This window comes from Pantoea sp. UBA4549 (assembly GCF_002387285.1).
Lineage (GTDB): Bacteria > Pseudomonadota > Gammaproteobacteria > Enterobacterales > Enterobacteriaceae > Pantoea > Pantoea borealis.
Window position 1 is genome coordinate 413,268 of the sequence record NZ_DGLH01000009.1, and the last position, 16,415, is coordinate 429,682.

Below are 16,415 nucleotides of genomic sequence, written 5' to 3' on the forward strand. Positions count from 1 at the left end.
AAGCAGCGTAATCGGTTGCGCATTCGTTTGCTTTTAATGTTTATCTAACCTCATGATTTGGATGAATAATTAAGAGGTGGCACAGCCTTTGCACTATCGGTTTATCTTACTGAGAGGATGAGCTATGAACGCTGACAATGAGACGCTGCTGCGCGCCAGTTTTTTTGATTTTACCCGCACGGTGGACCAGCCGGAGGCGGTGAGTGACGCCGCACGCTATCTTACTGATGGCGTGCTGACACTGCGTGCAGGAAAAATTGTCAGCCTGCAAAGCTGGAGCAGCGCGGCGCATCAGGTTGACCACAGGCAGGTAACGGATCTGCGCGGTAAGCTGATTGTGCCGGGGTTTATCGATACCCATATTCATTATCCGCAGACGGAAATGATGGGGGCGTTCGGTGAACAGCTGCTGACCTGGCTGAATACCTATACCTTTCCGGTCGAGCAGCAGTATCACTGTGCAACCCATGCGGCAAAAATGTCCGCTTTTTTCCTGCAGCAGCTGCTGGCTAACGGTACCACTACCGCGCTGGTGTTCGGCACGGTGCATCCGCAGTCGGTTGAGGCGCTCTTCAGCGCGGCAGAGCGGCTCAGCATGCGGCTCATTGCCGGTAAAGTGATGATGGATCGCAATGCGCCCGACTACCTTACCGAAACGCCCGAAACGAGTTATCAGCAGACGCGGGCGCTGATAGCGCGCTGGCACCGGCGCGGCCGTCTTGGCTATGCGCTGACGCCACGCTTTGCGCCGACCTCTTCGCCACAGCTGCTGGAACGGGTGCGCCAGCTGCGAACTGAGTTTCCCGATACCTGGCTGCATACGCACCTGAGTGAAAATCCGCAGGAGGTGGCGTGGGTCAGAGAGCTTTTTCCCGAGCGCAACGGCTATCTCGATGTCTATCACCACTACCAGCTCACGGGTGCACGCAGCGTATTTGCCCACTGCCTGCATCTGCAGGATCATGAGTGGCAGTGCCTGCACGACACCGGTTCAGCCATCGCGTTTTGTCCTACTTCAAATCTGTTTCTTGGCAGCGGCCTGTTTGATCTCAAACGCTGCTGGCAGGAGAACGTGCGCATGGGGATCGGCACCGACGTCGGCGCAGGCACCACGTTCAACCTGCTGCAGACGCTGGGCGAAGCGTATAAAGTGGGGCAGCTGCAGCACTATAAGCTGACCGCCTGTGAAGCGCTGTATCGCGCCACGCTTGGCGGAGCGCAGGCGCTGGATCTCGATGAGAAAATCGGCAACTTTACTCCCGGTAAAGAGGCCGATTTTGTCGTGCTGGATCCGGCAGTATCACCGCTGCAGCAGCTGCGTCATGGCAACAGTAAAGATATCTTCGAGCAGCTGTTTGTCCTGATGACGCTTGGCGACGATCGCAACATTGCGCAGACCTGGGTAAACGGCCGGCCGGTGTGGCAAAAAGAGACGACTGACAGCGTGCAGAGTTGTTGCCCGCAAACCGGCGTGCCAGGATAAAGGCTCTCTGCCGCAGGCTTTTGCGGCGTTGCTGATTATCAGGAGCGATAATGAACCGATCCGCCAATCCCTTCTTTACCGCCAGCACGCTGCCGTATCAGGCACCACCGTTTGATCAGATAAGCGAAGACGATTTTCTGCCCGCGCTGGAAGCGGGCATCGAAGAGAAACGCCGCGAAGTTGCCGCGATTGTCGCAAACCCGGCACCGCCGGACTTTGCCAATACGTTTGAAGCGCTGGAGCGCAGCGGCCTCTTACTGAGCCGGGTGTGGCAGGTCTTTTCAGCCATGACGGCAGCGAATACGTCGCCGCGGCTGCAGGAGGTGGAAGAGATGATTACGCCGGCACTGGCGGCGCTGCACGATGAGATCTACCTGAACAGCGCGCTCTTTGCCCGGCTGGATGCTGTCTGGCAGCAGCGAGGCACCGCCTGCCCGGACGCGGAGGCCGTGCGGCTCACGGAAGTCACGCGACAGGCATTTCAGCTGGCCGGTGCCGGCCTGAGCGATGACGACAAACAGCGGCTGCGCGCCATTAATCAGGAGCTGGCGGGTCTCAGCACCCGCTTTGGTAACCGGCTCCTGGCAGCGACGCAGTCGGCGGCCTATACCGTCAGCAGCGCAGAGGCGCTGGCGGGACTCAGCGACGCAGCGCTTGAACAGGCACGCGCCGCGGCGGCCGCGCGCGGTCTTGATAACCAGTGGCTGATCCCGCTGCAAAACACGACGCAGCAGCCGGCGCTGACCCGGTTAACCATCCGCGCCACGCGGGAAGCGCTGTTTGAGCAGGCGCTGAGCCGCTGTGAACGCAACGATGAGAATGATACGCGGCAGCTGGTTTCACGCATGGCGCAGCTGCGCGCGGAGCAGGCAGCGCTGCTGGGCTATAGCAGCTATGCGGCGTGGAACCTGCAGGATCAGATGGCGAAAACGCCGGATGCTGCGCTGAGCTTTATGCGCAATATTGTGCCGGCCGCCCGCCAGCGCGCCGGGCGCGAGGCCGACGATATCTCACAGCTGATGGCAGAGCAGCAGCAATCATTTGACCTGCGCGCCTGGGACTGGAATTTCTACGCAGAGCAGGTGCGTCAGGCGAAGTATGACCTGGATGAAGATACCATTCGTCCCTGGTTCGCGCTGGATAACATACTGGAGCGCGGCGTATTCTGGGCCGCCACGCAGCTTTACGGTTTACGGTTCAGTCAGCGCCACGATCTGCCGGTTTATCATCCGGATGTGTGCGTCTATGAGATTTTCGATGCCGATGAGACGCCGCTGGCGCTGTTTTACACCGACTTTTTTGCCCGCGATAACAAAAGCGGCGGGGCCTGGATGGGTAACTTTGTGGACCAGTCTGCGCTGCTGGATCAGAAACCGGTGATCTACAACGTCTGCAACTATACCAAACCGCAGCCTGGTCAGCCGGCGCTGCTGAGCTGGGATGAGGTTATCACGCTGTTCCACGAATTTGGTCATGCGCTGCATGGTCTGTTTGCAAACCAGCGCTACGCCAGCCTCTCCGGTACGGCCACGCCCCGCGACTTCGTGGAGTTTCCGTCGCAGATCAATGAACACTGGGCCAGTCACGAGGCGGTATTTGCCAGCTATGCGCGTCACTGGGAAACCGGGGAGCCAATGCCCGCTGAACTGCGCGAAAAAATGGTGCAGGCCGCCACCTTTAATAAAGGTTATGACATGACGGAACTGCTGGCGGCGGCGCTGCTGGATCTGCAGTGGCATTCACTTTCCGCGCACGATAAGCCGCAGGATGTGGAACATTTTGAACGTCAGGCGCTGCAGGCAGAAAATATCGCGCTCGCAGCGGTGCCGCCGCGCTATCGCTCCAGCTATTTTCGTCACATCTGGGGAGGAGGGTATGCGGCGGGTTACTACGCCTATATCTGGACGCAGATGCTGGCTGACGATGGCTATCAGGCGTTTACTGAACGTGGCGGCCTGACGCGGGAAAACGGGCAGCGCTTCCGCGAGCAGGTGTTGTCACGCGGAAACAGCAGCGATCTGCAGCATGTCTGGCTGAGCTGGCGCGGTAAAGCGCCAGAGATTGAGCCGATGCTGCGTCATCGCGGGCTGAGTACAGAGTAGGGCAGAGGCGGTGGCCCGTTACCCCATCGGGCCACCGCTAATCGTGTCGCACATCCCAGCCAGCACCCGTTCGCCGCTTTCAGTTTTTAACGCCTCATACCAGGCTGCCGTCAGCGCGGGCTCCTTGCCGTGCGTTATATCGCAGCGCTTGCGTGCTTTCAGCACCAGGTCGCGGGTACGATCCAGCCGGCGCGCCTCATAGCGCAGCAGCGCATCTTCCACGCCCAGTGAGTGTGTTGCCAGCGTCTGGGCCAGCACGACGGCATCTTCCATTGCCGCGCAGCCGCCCTGGCCAATGTCGGGCGTGGTGCTATGGGCTGCATCACCCAGCAGCGCCATGCGTCCGCGTACAAAGCGGGTAAAGGGATCGGTATCGTGGATTTCGACCCGGTTGGTGGTCAGCGGGTCGAGCTGCGCAATCAGCCGCTGCACCGGTTCAGCCCAGCCAGCGAAATAGCCGCTGAGATCGGCGCGCAGCGTGGTGCGATCCTGAGCAAGACCGGCAGGTAACGGCACATCGAAGAAAAAGTAGAAGCGATTTCCGGCGATAGGCATCAGTGACACGCGTTTGCCGTCGCCGACAAAGGTGGTCCACTGATCGGCGGGAGCAATCGCCTCATCTGCGGTAATAAGCCCGTTCCAGTTTACATAGCCCGCATAGCGGCGCGTCACGCGCTCACCCAGAACCGCCTCGCGCAGCACCGAGTGCGTGCCGTCTGCCGCAACCAGCAGGTCGCCTGCGGCTTCGCTGCCGTCGGCAAAAAACGCGGTAACGCCCTGTGACGTCTGTTCAGCATGCGTAACCCGTCTGCCAAAGCGAACGCGCGCCCGGCCATAATTATCAAGCAGCATCGCCTGCAGCCCGGCGCGGGAAACCGGCGCAGGATATTCACCGGTTTGCTGCACCAGCGGGGCAAGGCTGAAACGCGTCAGCGGCGCACCGCTGCGCGCATCGTGATAAGCCATCCAGGCCATATTACCGCTCAGTGCGCGCAGCGGCTGTTTCAGGCCGAGCGCATTGAGGCATTTTACCCCGTTTGGCCAGACGGAAATGGCTGCGCCAACCGGTTTCATCTCCGCAACGGCCTCATAGACTTCCGTTTCAAAGCCTGCCCGTTCCAGGGCGATGGCGGCACTCATCCCGCCGATACCGGCGCCAATAATAATTATTTTCATCATAGTCTCCTGTGCTCAGACAGATAGCACTGCAACTTCTGTACCAGATGCGCGACGATCGGCAATCTATTGAATAAACTGGTATTTAATAGATTTCGCAGGGTAATGAAACGATTGTTGCAGTGCAGTTGCACTTAAGTGGTGCGATTAATTGATCATGAATCTTTTGTTTCATGCGGTATTCTGACCAGATTTTGCGCATACTTAAGGCTTCAGCGTGGAGGGGTAATGATGAAGTGGATAATTGCGTTAATGATGGCGTGCAGCGTAAACGTGATGGCGCAGAGTCACTGGCAGCCACAGCCTAAATCGCCGTCTGTGATGTTTACGCCGGTTGCGTCAAAATGTGATGTGTCGGCCTGTCAGCAAAACTGCTACGTACAGCAATCGCAGTGTAAAAATGACAGCGGCGGCGGATGTGGCTCGCTGGCACAAATCTGCGTACAGAACTGCGCCAGCCAGTGTCGCTGAGTATCAGGGCGTTTCACGCCAGATATCGCGCATCGCCAGCTCCAGTTTTTTAAACTGGCGATAGCGCGCGTCATGAAAGCTGACCCACTCCGGACGCGGCTGCCGCGCGTCCGGCTGCAGCCGGACCGCATGCTGCACCGCGTCCGCTAAATCCCGCCATACGCCTACGCCAACGCCGGCACACAGCGCGGCGCCCAGCGCGCCGGTTTCCGTGCACGCTGCAACCCGCACCGGAATGTTCAGTACGTCGGCAAACATCTGCGGCCAGACTATGCTGCGCGCGGCACCGCCTGAGAGCGTTGCGCGGGTAAAGGGAAGGCCGGCAGCGTGCAGCCGGTCAATATGCGCCCGGTGAGCAAAGGTCACGCCTTCGAACAGGGCAAACAGCATATCTGCGCGGGTATGCCAGCCGCCCAGACCGTAAAATCCGGCCCGGGCCGGTTCCGGTTTGCGGCCGGAATACAGATAGGGATGATAAAACGGCAGGTTCGGATCCTGGCGGATTTGCGCCACACACTCACTGCTCTGCGCCGCACCTTTTCCGCCGCGCCGGTCGTCAAACTCACGCAGAAACCAGTTGAGGTTGGCCGCAGAAGTCGCGCTGGCTTCGATCGCCATAAAGCGATCCCGTTCTATCATTGAACTCATAGAGACCGGGCGAAGATAGTCAGGTTTGTCCACAACAACCTGATTAATGCTCCACGTACCGGCTACGATTGAGGCGTCACCGCAGCTGACCACCCCTGACCCGGCTGCACTGGCCACCACGTCAAACAGGCCAGCCACGACCGGTATACCTGCCGGCAACCCGGTACGCGCCGCTGCCAGCGCGGTGACATAACCGCTGACAGCGCTCGATTCCCGCAGCGGCGGCAGCCATGCTGCTGCGTCTTCGATATCATAAAGCGCCAGCAGCTCAGCGCTGTAATCGCGAACGCGATAGTCAATCAGCCCGGCGCCCGCTGCGTCTGAATAGTCGCTGCTGAGCGCATCGCTGAGGAAATGCACAATCACATCTTTGGCACTCAGTACCGCACCGATCTGCTGCCATATCAGCGGCTGATGCTGTTTTACCCAGCTCAGCAGCACCGGCGTGGAGGCTGGCCACGGCGTCTGCCGGGAGAGGGCATAGATGGCGTGCTGTTTTTCCGCCTGCTCCAGCGCATCGACGATGTCGCCTGCCCGCCGATCGATGGACTGAATGCCGAGCTGCGGCTGCAGCGCCCGGTCCAGCGTATAGAGGCCATTGCCGTGTCCGGCGGCACCTACCGCAATGATATCCTGTGCGGTCGTGCCCGCCTGCAGCAGACAGTGACGGATTGCCTGTTCAGTACCGTGCCGGATGGCGGCTATCGATCGCTCGGCGTAGCCCTCCTGCGGCTGCAGCGTCTCGCCGGTATGCTCAGCCACGGCCAGTATCGTCCCGCTGAGATCAAACAGCACCGCCTTGATCATCGTGTTACCGGCATCAATACCCAGGATTTTCATATCCGGCTCCGTAAAACCGCAGAGGAGATCGCGCACAGAACGCGCGACGGGTCAGGCGTCAGTCTGCTGATAAAGGGCCAGCGCATCTGCGCCGCTGGCACCCTGATGAATAATGGCCATCAGCGCGGCGACGACCCGGGCAGGATGGGCATGCTGATAAACATTGCGGCCATAGACCATGCCGCTGGCGCCCTGCGCCATCAGCAGCGCACTCTTGTGCAGTACCGCGCCGATCTCACCTTTGCCGCCGCCGCGCACCAGCGTCGGACAGCGCGCTGCCTCTACCACACGGTGAAAATCAGCCGGATTATCAGTCGGGTCTGCTTTGATGATATCAGCGCCCAGTTCACGCGCCAGTCGCACCAGCGGCACGATCTGCTCTGCATCGCCCAGTGAACCGTAAGCGGCTCCCTGACCGGCCGGTGCCATTACCAGCGGCTCAATCATCAGCGGCATGCCGTAGCGGTCACACGCCTGACGCAGCCGGCCGATATTTTCGATGCACATGCGAAAAATAGCGGGCTCATCCGGGATCAGATAAAGATTCACTACCACGGCGGCCGCATCCAGCTGCAGCGCTGCCAGAATCGGCTCATCAGGATTATGCAGGACTGCCCACATCTCGCGATGCCGTACCGCGTTATACGCATTGCCAACATCGGTACGCAGCACCAGAGCCGGTTTTACTCCCTCCGCGCACTGCAGCAGATCCGCCTGTCCATAATTGACCTGAATCGCGTCGGGCTGTGCGGTGATCAGGCGCTGCATTACCGCTTCAATATCCTCAAGCCCCTGCAAAAAATCGGGTTCGTTAGCGATACCGTGATCGACTGCCACGTCCAGACAGCGGCCGTGGCGGAATAACCGCTTCATACGGACTTTACTGCTCGCTGACATGCTGTGCCTCCTGCTGCATCACGGTGGGATAGAGACCATGCAGGCCGTGAAAGCGCGCCAGTGAAGCGCAGCAGCGCTGCAGCTGCTGTATCCGCTGGTGCTCGCTCCAGTTCAGCGTCTGCGCCATCAGCAGTGAGATCTCCTGGATCAGCGGCGGCGTCAGCTCGCCACCGATCGCCAGTGACGTGCGCCGCACCAGCAAATCTTCCAGCTGGCACACCTGTTCGTGCTCTGTCAGATAGCGCAGCTCCGTTGCGCTGTAATCGGCGTGGTGATGCAGCGGACGGTCGTCATCGCGCAGCAGCGACAGCAGCGGCACGGCGCGGCTGCCGTAACGTTTTACCAGCTGCATCACGCGCGGCACCGGCAGCGCGTACTGCTGCGCCAGCTGGGCGATCCAGGCGGGCTGTGCCGCCGGAGCAGGGAAGTCGCGTCCGCCGCCGATAGCTAACTCAGTGGTTGAGGTATGGCGCTTTTCGCCCAGCAGCCGCAGAACCCGATCGGCCGCTTCTTCACCAAAGCGGCGGAACGTGGTCCACTTACCGCCTACCAGGCATAGCGTGCTCCAGGCGCGGGTGGGGTCGGGTGGCAGCATGACCAGTGAATGATTACGCGATATCTGCCCGCTGAGTTTTGCATCGCTGGCGGGCAGGGGACGCACGCCGCAGAAGGTATAAACCACGGCGGATTCAGGCACCACGACCTCAGGGAAGACAAAGCGCAGCGATTCAAGAATATACGCTTTCTCTGCAGCCTCGCAGACGACGTTATCGGGATCGTCAACGCGGATATCCGTTGAGCCAGCCAGCACTTTACCCGCCCACGGAAACAGAATGCAGACGCGTCCCTCCTGATTTTCGAAGTAGACCATTTCACCATCCAGCATGCGCAGCAGCTCCGGATGGTCGAGGATCAGATGCGACCCTTTGGTGCCGCCAATCAGTTTCTGTCGGGCGCTTTTGGGCGCAACGTGCTGGTTAAGCTGGTCAATCCATGCGCCGCCGGCATTCACCAGCACATGCGGCTGCAGGCGAAACTGCTCGCCGCTCAGCGTATCTTTCAGCGTAACGGTCTCTCCGTCGCTGCTGATAAGCTGCATATAATTCAGGGCTAGCGCGTCGCTGCAGGCGCGCTCTGCATCCTCCACCAGCTCAAGCCCCAGCCGTTCCGGGGCACTGATCCACGCATCATAGTAGCTGGCGCTGTATTTCACCCATGGCGCAAAGCCTGGCCAGCGATCGCGGGTCGCTGCCTCACTGCGCACCTGATGTTTAGGCATGGAACCATACTGACGCGTATAGAGGTCATACAGGCTGAGGCCGGTTTTGATCAGCAGCGCACCGCGCCGGGCAGGTTTATCACTGAGACGCAGAAACCGTCGGGTGGCGTTGATCATGCCACCGCTGAAATTCTCCACGGGCACCGTGGTCCGCAGAGGAAAGACATAGTGCGACGCGTTCTTCAGCAGCCGGTCGCGCTCGATCACCGACTCTTTCACCAGACCAAACTCACCGGTTTCAAGATAGCGCAGGCCGCCATGGATCATACGCGACAGCGCACCACTTGCCGCCTGACACCAGTCATCGCGCTCTACGATAATCGCCGGGATCCCCTGCAGGGCCAGTTCGCGAAACGTACTGATGCCGTTAATGCCGCCTCCGGCAATCAGGACCGGTGTAATCTGCCGCTGGCGCAGCCTGTCGAGACGCTCATTACGGGTTAATACAGTAGCCATGGCACGCTCCCTGACGGTGAAGGCTTATCCGTCAAAGGTATAGGAGTGTGCAGCCAAAACGGCAAACCCGCTTACTCAGGATGTGACTCTGTTCACTTACACCACCAATGGAGATGTGGGGTGGGCCGGAGGCAGATATACTATGCGCACCGCTTTTGGTTCTGAGGAATAAGGATTATTCATGCGACGCCGCGTTATGGCTCTACTTTTGCTGCTTATCGCCAGCTCCGCTGCTGCCCGGGCGCCGGATGACATTATCGAACCGCTGATGGCCCGCTTTGCGATCCCCGGCATGGCGATCGCCGTGCTGAATAAAGGGCAGACCACCTTTTACAGTTACGGTGTCACTTCAGTGCCGCAGGGAGCGCCTGTAACCTCCCGCACGCTGTTTGAGATTGGCTCGCTCAGCAAAACCTTCACCGCCACGCTTGCCAGCTATGCCGTACAGCAAAACAAAATGCAGCTGCGCGATAGCGCCAGTCAGTGGCTGCCTGCTCTGCAGGGCAGCGCGCTCGATCGCGTGACGCTACTGAACCTGGCAACGCACACCAGCGGCATGCCGCTGTTTGTGCCGGAGGAGGTGACGGATAACGCACAGCTCATGCAGTGGTACAAATCGTGGCAGCCTGAGGCTGAACCGGGAACACAGCGTGTCTATTCAAACCTGGGTATCGGCCTGCTGGGCATGATCGCGGCGAAGAGCCTGAATATGTCATTTATGCGCGCTATGGAATCGATGCTCCTGCCGGCGATGGGGATGCATCATACTTTTCTTCAGGTACCGCCGCGCGCCATGCCGGATTATGCACAGGGATATGATAAACAGAACCGTCCGGTACGCGTGACGCCCGGGCCGCTGGATGCGGAAGCGTATGGGTTAAAATCAACATCAGAAGATCTGATCCGCTGGCTCGGCATTCAGATGGGAGAGGTTAACGTGGTACCGGCCTGGCGACAGGCGGTGGCTGCCACCCATCAGGGCTACTTCCGCACGGCAGCATTCACGCAGGCAATGATGTGGGAATACTACCCGCTGCCGGTCACGCAGCAGCAGCTGGTGGCGGGGAACAGCAGTAAAATCATCCTCAACGGCATGCGCGCTGTGCCGGTTTCACCCTCTGCACCCGTGCCGCTGCGTGCCTGGTACAATAAAACCGGTTCAACCAACGGCTTTTCAGCCTATGCGGTATTTATTCCTTCCCGGAAGCTGGCGCTAATTATGCTGGCCAACAAGTGGATACCCAATGACGATCGTATTATTGCCGCGGAGCAGATTATCCGTGCGCTGGAGGAGTAAGGAGAGACGATGAGTATTCGGGCATTGCGGGCTGAGGATTATGTTGCCTGGCTACGGTTATGGCAGGGCTACCAGCAGTTTTATCAGACAGAGATTGACGAGGCAACGACCGGTGAAACGTTCCGGCGCATGCTCTCCCGCGCAGAACCGATGTATTGTCTGGTGCTGGAGCAGGGGGGCAGCATGGTGGGGCTGGTGCATTTTCTCACGCATCGTTCCACCTGGACGCGCGGTGACTACTGTTATCTTCAGGATCTGTTTGTGGCAGAAACGGCACGCGGCAGCGGAGCGGGTAAGGCACTGGTACTGGCCGTCTATGAGCAGGCCAGGCAGCGCGGCTGTTCACGTGTTTACTGGAACACGCAGGAGGGTAACACCACGGCACGGGCACTATACGATCGGCTGGCAACAAAAACGGAATTTATTCAGTATCGCTATCTGGTAGCACCTTAGTAGTTACAACAAACATTATTGTTTTTGTATTAACACAGTTAACCTCCTCTGCGAAACAAGCCTGACAGAAAAAATAAGCCGCGGGCAGGGCAGCCCGCAGGAACTAAGCTTTTTGTTACCGCGCACTTTCAAATGAAACCTCCTGCCAACTGTGACCGCGTCCGGCTTTCCGCCACAACCGGCTTGCTATACGCCGGTTGCATGTTATGAATGAAACATTATTAAATTTCATTTGAAACCAGAGCAAGAGGTGATTTCTGTGACTACTTTATTGTCTTCAGAGCAGCAGCCCGACGATTTCAGAAAAAGCATTTGTCAAATGAAGCAGCAGCTGCGCCAGCAGATCGGAGATGTGGAGGCGCTCTAGGCACGGGAGAGGGAGAGGGGTTCGAAGACTCATGAAATGAAGATGTACGATAAGAAGCTAATTCATTGTTAATAGTGATTTTTAGATAGCCATAACCTGGCAAAATAAAAACTTAAACTGTTGGTTCCTGATGATGCAATCAAAAAAAGGATCCACACAGGATCCTTTCAACCGCTGCCAACACCCTACCAGCTGCCGTACGGATAGTGTTTTCCTTTTATAAAATCTTTTATGTCAGGATCATAACCATCCGGAATGCTGTAGTTAAAGTCAATCCGCGAAGGTACGCCTCTACAGGCATCCAGTTTATCTCCGGACAACGTGGTTATTTTTACGGGCTCAACCAGCAGGTTGTCGCCTCCCGCGCTGTTCAGAAGCCAGATACGGACTTTACCCTCTGGCGCCAGCCCAAACAGCAAGGTTTTATACCAGCCGGTATTTCCTCTCCGATCTTTGCCGGTTGGTATCGACATTTTTTCCCGCAGGGCTGATGAGAAGGTGAGGCGCGTCTCGTAGGTCTTTTTATCAATGATCGAATCCCAGCAGAACAGCATTAGCGCGGGTGGATGCCGGACCTTGTTGAACTGGATGCCCCCGTCATCCATTCTGCTGTTCCAGGTGTCGACTACATCGGGATCACTCTGCGTACTGTCCAGTGTACGGAAGGTGGATATCACCTTTTCGTTATCAATAATCAGCGCTTTGGTCACGACCGCCGGTAATGCCCTCGGGGTGATAAAAGCAAAACCAACCTCACCATAAGGCATTTTACCGGTGTCTTCCGGCGTCTGCGCTTCGCCTGTCCGGCAGCCGCTGACCATGACTATGACCAGCATCAGCAGGGGAAAAAGTGTTTTCAGCTTCATATCTTTTTCCCGTCCATGCTGTATACAGTGCGTTGCCACTGCTCATCCGGCCGGTTGATAAAGCCAATCATCTCTGAGGGCGATGCGCCCCCGTGAATAAGGCCGTCCGTATTGACCACGATGGCATTCCAGTTCGCCGAGCAGTGAATATACTTCTCTGCAATCACGTCCAGCTCATCCTGGCTGAAAGTTGATGGCGTCTGGCCATTACGGACAGCTTTCCCCATCGCCAGCGCTTTATCCCGGAGGGACGCAAGCTCATCCGGAATAGTGAGTTCTTTGTCTTTACTCAGAATAGAGTCAAACATCACCCCGGCTTCCTGCGCAGCCTCAAGCATCACCCTCAACGCGACGCGGGGCCAATCGTTTCTGACGGTACGCTCACGCAGGGTCAGTGCCGCAAAGCTGCGTTTCTGCACCTGACCATACCGATCCGGAGGCAGCCTGTCGTCATGCCAGGTTTCTGCCGATATTTCATTTGTCCGTAGCAGCGGAGCCAGACAGGGCGATTTATCCAGCGTCTGCAGCTGGGCCACTGCCTGCCGGTAAGCCTGAGTCTTTTCACCGGGCTGACTGTAGGGTACGGTTTCCGTTGCCGGCCGCGTCAGAAAAAGATGTTCCTTCGTGACGGGCAGATAACCGCCGCCAATATCAGAATGCACGCCGGGCAGCGCCAGTTCCGGCCAGGCCGGTTTCACACTGTTCAGTGCAAAGTTAAAGCGGCACTCGTTCGCGGCGGTGATATGAAAAACCTTCTCTGCCACGCCGGGGCGCAGGAGGAGGTTAACGTCACCGGTATCCGCGCTGTGCGGGTTCAGGCCGTTAACCGGTGTGCCAATGGCAGCAACGGTATCGAAAATACCGATGAAGCGGGTTTTACCGGCAGGAGAACCATTGAAGTCCGTGCCGGTTACACCCTGCCGGATGGCACTGATAATGGCCGGGTCTTCAGACTGGATGCGGTTGGCAAAATGACGGGCCGCTGCTGCACCGCGGCTGAAGCCAAAAATATCGAACTGCAGGACCCTGACGATAAGCTTGTTGTCAGCCTGTTGATTACTGACCGCGTCCAGTGCCGCCTGGATACTGTCAGCCAGCATGGAAACCGCTTTGTTCGTTTTGGCAATAACCCCGGTATCAGAGATACCAAACCCCTGGCCCAGCGTGCTGTCAGGTTTTCCCGCGTCGGTGCCGATACCGTCGATATAAACAGCTCGCTGAATATTGGGATTGTCTTCAGCAAAGCGACGGCTGTAGAGCGTACTCAGCCAGTGAATATTGGTGTAGTACCCGGTATAGCTGGTTGCACCGCTGCCCGACACGCCAAAATTGTCACGGGCGCATTTTGCCAGAATGGACTCAGCTTCCGGGTCATCCAGATTGTAATGACCTGCGGTATACGCTTTCATCATATTCTGCGTATTAACGGCATTGTTGCCAGTACCGTCGAAGAATATGCCTATCGTTAGCGCGATCTCCCGTTTCTTTTTCTTCGCCGTCTGCGCATGTTGTTCCGGTTCAGGAGCGACTGACGGGGTCATCACGGCTCTTGCTGCTGAAAGCTGAGGAATCGTACCCGGGGCAATCAGAAAATGGGTCCCCTGTGGGCACCTGCAAAGGATCGCCGCGCCGTCCACTGCGACAGCGGCGCTGTTTGAGTGCCGGTGATCGCCGTCCACAATGATCCCCACTTCTCCGCACTTCGGACAGGGCGTGGTCTTATCGCCAATATAGAGCTTCAGCAGCCCCATGACCGACATACCTGGGCGGGCCGCGATACAGTGAGCTCCCGTGGAAGTCATGTCTCCATGCAGCCCGACGTTTTTACCGTGAATGATACAGCCTCTTCGGATCATCGGCTCAGCCCTCTGCCGGTGACTATCCGGGCAGTGGTGCCGGGGGAACGCGCCAGTGAGGCGGCTAATTCCGGAGTTAGTTCGTTGATATATTGCTGTTCCATGTCAAATCCCTCTTTTTCCTGTGGGTTAAGTGTCTATAGTAATCAGACGGTAGCTCTTAACCAAAATTTAATGTCGGTGTCAGACGGCTGAATTGCCTTTTTGTCCTCAATAATTTTATAAACGGTGGTGCGAGCAATTTGCTATGGGCAGCGAGGTGAGACCAGAAAGCGCTATCGTGAAGGGCAATAAAATTAACCGGGTGCACCGGGCTCAGGCACTGACGGATTAGTGCTGTGGAACACGCTTTATATGCAGGAAGCACTCAGCTGGATGCGCAATAATGGAGAAGAAACCGGGTAAGAGAATATCACCTGGTTACCCCACTGATGCACGGACATATCAATATGCCGGGCTTTACTGATTAACCACAGGACATTATGAACGCACGCCATCAGTCAATTATTGAGCTGCTCAGTGAGCGCGGCAGCGTCAGCGTCAGCGAACTGGCGCTGACCACCGGCGTCTCTGAAGTTACGATGCGCCAGGATCTTAACCAGCTGGAAAAAGAGGGGCTGCTGCGCCGGGTGCATGGCTCCGCCGTTGCTGCCGGCGGTGACGACGTGGGCGTCCGGATGCAAACCCGCTTTGCCGTAAAAAAAAGCCTGGCTGATTATGCAGCCTCCCTGGTGAATGAAGGCGAAACGGTGTTTATAGAGGGCGGCAGTACCAATGCGCTGCTGGCACAGGCGCTGAGCGAGCGCCATGACGTCACGCTTGTCACGGTAAGTCACTATATTGCCGGCCTGCTGCGAGAAAAGGGCGGCGACGTGATCATTCTTGGTGGCCTGTTTCAGAAAAGCAGCGAATCCGTGGTCGGTCCGCTGACCCGTCTCTGCATTCAGCAGCTCAACTTTCACAAAGTTTTTATCGGCATTGATGGCTGGGATCGCGCTACCGGCTTTACCGGACGCAACATGCTGCGCTGCGATGTCGTCCACGCGCTGCTGGAAAAGCCCACGCATACCATTGCACTGACCGACTCCTCTAAATTTGGTCAGATCCATCCTTATGCGCTGGCACCGCACCAGCCATTCAGGCAGCTGATAACCGACAGCGAACTTGATCCGGCCGCGCAGGCGCTGCTGGCGGCTCAGGGAACGGAGGTCACACGCATTTAGTCCGGCAGTGCAGAGTGCTATTTTGCTGACCGGTCGCCCTTTATGTCAGCAGTGCCTGTGCCGTTATCTCATCGGTAATCAGCCCGGAGAGCTGGCCGCTGCTCAGTACGGCCCGAAGGGCGGCTACTTTACTCAGGCCGCCGGTCAGCGCCACAATTTCACTGCTATTCTGGCTGAGCGGCACGGAAAGCGTACGGGCCGTCAGCGAATTGTGGATCAGCGTGCCGTCAGCGGCAAAGAAGTGGCCCAGCAGCTCGCCCACGGCACCGGCTGCAGAGAGGGCGTTGATCTCCGCTTCTTCGAGCATACCCGCTTCAACCAGCTGGGCCGCCGGCTCAACCGTGCCGATCCCGACCAGCTTGACCTCACTGCGCGCGGCCATATCAAAAATCTCGCTGACGCCGCGCTGCGCCAGCAGCACATCGCGATCCTCTTCAGTATTCGCAAAAAACGGCACCGGCATCATATAAGCCTGCGCGCCGGTTTTAGCGGCGATTCGGTGCATGACATCATGCGGGTTCAGCGCATAGTTACGCGTCAGGCAGCCCAGCAGCGACACAAAACGCGCCTGTGGCGCCTCAAGGCGCGCCAGCTGATGGATCGCCGCTGACAGGGTACGACCATGCCCCAGCCCGAGCGTAATAGAGGGCGCGTTAAGCAGAAGCTGGCGCAGATAATTTGCGCCAGCCATCCCCAGCGCCCGCACCGGCAATCCTGTTTCGCCCAGGTCGGGCGCGACCTGACAAAACCGCAGACCAAAGTGCTGACGCAGCTTATCCTCCAGCGCCACGCAGTCGAGAATATCGCCATCAATAGTGATTTTCACGGCGCCTTCCGCCACCATGCGCGCAATCAGGCGGTGCGTTTTTACCGAGGGCAGCCCCAGTCGTTTGGCGACCTCAGCCTGAGTCAGACCGCCTACGTAGTGCAGCCAGGCCGCACGCAGCGCCAGAGAGTCATCGCGGTCGGCAGAAGCAGGTGCGGATTTCATGTCTTTTTCC

Annotated in this window: 13 protein-coding genes and 1 pseudogene; 7 read left to right on the forward strand and 7 right to left on the reverse strand. The window is 58.0% G+C overall.

The window, feature by feature from the left end; all coding sequences use genetic code 11:
- Positions 1-124: 124 nt before the first annotated feature.
- Both guaD and dcp read left to right on the forward strand, forming a co-directional pair.
- The gene (gene guaD, locus B3041_RS08690) at positions 125-1,483 is read left to right on the forward strand and encodes a guanine deaminase (RefSeq protein ID WP_292971443.1); all 1,359 of its coding nucleotides are present in this window, start codon (positions 125-127) and stop codon (positions 1,481-1,483) included.
- Positions 1,484-1,533: 50 nt separating this feature from the next.
- Entirely contained in the window at positions 1,534-3,585 is a 2,052-nt protein-coding gene (gene dcp / locus B3041_RS08695; protein ID WP_292971445.1) for a peptidyl-dipeptidase Dcp, read from the forward strand.
- An 18-nt stretch (positions 3,586-3,603) separates the two neighbouring features.
- On the opposite strand, the gene hpxO is transcribed toward dcp, so the two are convergent.
- Positions 3,604-4,761, reverse strand: coding sequence for an FAD-dependent urate hydroxylase HpxO (gene hpxO, locus B3041_RS08700; RefSeq protein WP_292972432.1), 1,158 nt, complete (start codon positions 4,759-4,761; stop codon positions 3,604-3,606).
- A 228-nt stretch (positions 4,762-4,989) separates the two neighbouring features.
- Here hpxO and B3041_RS08705 point away from each other — a divergent pair, with 228 nt between their 5' ends.
- Complete coding sequence (locus B3041_RS08705) at positions 4,990-5,232, forward strand: hypothetical protein (protein ID WP_240484891.1); 243 nt, start codon at positions 4,990-4,992, stop codon at positions 5,230-5,232.
- 3 nt (positions 5,233-5,235) lie between these two features.
- On the opposite strand, the gene B3041_RS08710 is transcribed toward B3041_RS08705, so the two are convergent.
- Genes B3041_RS08710 through B3041_RS08720 form a run of 3 tightly spaced genes read right to left on the reverse strand, consistent with a single transcriptional unit; the run spans position 5,236 to position 9,352 of the window.
- Positions 5,236-6,720 (reverse strand): FGGY-family carbohydrate kinase, encoded by a 1,485-nt coding sequence (locus B3041_RS08710; protein WP_292971447.1) that lies wholly within the window; start codon positions 6,718-6,720, stop codon positions 5,236-5,238.
- A 51-nt stretch (positions 6,721-6,771) separates the two neighbouring features.
- Positions 6,772-7,617: a class I fructose-bisphosphate aldolase gene (locus B3041_RS08715; RefSeq protein ID WP_292971449.1), complete on the reverse strand. Its 846-nt coding sequence runs from the start codon at positions 7,615-7,617 to the stop codon at positions 6,772-6,774.
- Positions 7,601-9,352 (reverse strand): glycerol-3-phosphate dehydrogenase/oxidase, encoded by a 1,752-nt coding sequence (locus B3041_RS08720; RefSeq protein ID WP_292971451.1) that lies wholly within the window; start codon positions 9,350-9,352, stop codon positions 7,601-7,603. Before B3041_RS08720 ends, B3041_RS08715 begins: the two co-directional genes overlap by 17 nt.
- 181 nt (positions 9,353-9,533) lie before the next feature.
- Between B3041_RS08720 and ampC the strand changes: the two genes are divergently transcribed.
- Positions 9,534-10,649 carry a class C beta-lactamase gene (ampC, locus tag B3041_RS08725; protein ID WP_292971453.1) on the forward strand — a complete coding sequence of 372 codons (1,116 nt, stop codon included), beginning with the start codon at positions 9,534-9,536 and terminating at the stop codon, positions 10,647-10,649.
- A gap of 9 nt (positions 10,650-10,658) precedes the next feature.
- Positions 10,659-11,102, forward strand: a complete 444-nt coding sequence (locus tag B3041_RS08730; RefSeq protein WP_292971455.1) for a GNAT family N-acetyltransferase — start codon at positions 10,659-10,661, stop codon at positions 11,100-11,102.
- A gap of 552 nt (positions 11,103-11,654) precedes the next feature.
- Here B3041_RS08730 and B3041_RS08735 read toward each other — a convergent pair.
- Both B3041_RS08735 and B3041_RS08740 read right to left on the reverse strand, forming a co-directional pair.
- On the reverse strand, positions 11,655-12,335 hold the full coding sequence (locus tag B3041_RS08735; RefSeq protein ID WP_292971457.1) for a DUF2931 family protein: 681 nt from the start codon (positions 12,333-12,335) through the stop codon (positions 11,655-11,657).
- The gene (locus B3041_RS08740) at positions 12,332-14,137 is read right to left on the reverse strand and encodes a phospholipase effector Tle1 domain-containing protein (protein WP_292971459.1); all 1,806 of its coding nucleotides are present in this window, start codon (positions 14,135-14,137) and stop codon (positions 12,332-12,334) included. Before B3041_RS08740 ends, B3041_RS08735 begins: the two co-directional genes overlap by 4 nt.
- Positions 14,138-14,419: 282 nt before the next feature.
- Between B3041_RS08740 and B3041_RS08745 the strand changes: the two are divergent.
- Together B3041_RS08745 and B3041_RS08750 are read left to right on the forward strand one after the other, a co-directional pair.
- Positions 14,420-14,649, forward strand: a pseudogene (locus B3041_RS08745) (Tn3 family transposase); the annotation flags it as partial.
- 24 nt (positions 14,650-14,673) lie between these two features.
- Positions 14,674-15,414, forward strand: a complete 741-nt coding sequence (locus B3041_RS08750; protein ID WP_292971461.1) for a DNA-binding transcriptional regulator YciT — start codon at positions 14,674-14,676, stop codon at positions 15,412-15,414.
- A gap of 40 nt (positions 15,415-15,454) precedes the next feature.
- Here B3041_RS08750 and B3041_RS08755 read toward each other — a convergent pair whose 3' ends face one another.
- Complete coding sequence (locus B3041_RS08755) at positions 15,455-16,405, reverse strand: sugar-binding transcriptional regulator (protein ID WP_065650473.1); 951 nt, start codon at positions 16,403-16,405, stop codon at positions 15,455-15,457.
- Positions 16,406-16,415: the final 10 nt, after the last annotated feature.

What these genes read in the sequence shown, in the direction of transcription:
- B3041_RS08755 (WP_065650473.1), bottom strand. Translation starts at nt 16,405, where the DNA reads ATGAAATCCGCACCTGCTTCTGCCGACCGCGATGACTCTCTGGCGCTG.
- ampC (WP_292971453.1), top strand. Translation starts at nt 9,534, where the DNA reads ATGCGACGCCGCGTTATGGCTCTACTTTTGCTGCTTATCGCCAGCTCC.
- hpxO (WP_292972432.1), bottom strand. Translation starts at nt 4,761, where the DNA reads ATGAAAATAATTATTATTGGCGCCGGTATCGGCGGGATGAGTGCCGCC.
- B3041_RS08710 (WP_292971447.1), bottom strand. Translation starts at nt 6,720, where the DNA reads ATGAAAATCCTGGGTATTGATGCCGGTAACACGATGATCAAGGCGGTG.
- B3041_RS08715 (WP_292971449.1), bottom strand. Translation starts at nt 7,617, where the DNA reads ATGTCAGCGAGCAGTAAAGTCCGTATGAAGCGGTTATTCCGCCACGGC.
- B3041_RS08750 (WP_292971461.1), top strand. Translation starts at nt 14,674, where the DNA reads ATGAACGCACGCCATCAGTCAATTATTGAGCTGCTCAGTGAGCGCGGC.
- B3041_RS08740 (WP_292971459.1), bottom strand. Translation starts at nt 14,137, where the DNA reads ATGACTTCCACGGGAGCTCACTGTATCGCGGCCCGCCCAGGTATGTCG.
- B3041_RS08730 (WP_292971455.1), top strand. Translation starts at nt 10,659, where the DNA reads ATGAGTATTCGGGCATTGCGGGCTGAGGATTATGTTGCCTGGCTACGG.
- B3041_RS08735 (WP_292971457.1), bottom strand. Translation starts at nt 12,335, where the DNA reads ATGAAGCTGAAAACACTTTTTCCCCTGCTGATGCTGGTCATAGTCATG.
- guaD (WP_292971443.1), top strand. Translation starts at nt 125, where the DNA reads ATGAACGCTGACAATGAGACGCTGCTGCGCGCCAGTTTTTTTGATTTT.
- B3041_RS08720 (WP_292971451.1), bottom strand. Translation starts at nt 9,352, where the DNA reads ATGGCTACTGTATTAACCCGTAATGAGCGTCTCGACAGGCTGCGCCAG.
- B3041_RS08705 (WP_240484891.1), top strand. Translation starts at nt 4,990, where the DNA reads ATGATGAAGTGGATAATTGCGTTAATGATGGCGTGCAGCGTAAACGTG.
- dcp (WP_292971445.1), top strand. Translation starts at nt 1,534, where the DNA reads ATGAACCGATCCGCCAATCCCTTCTTTACCGCCAGCACGCTGCCGTAT.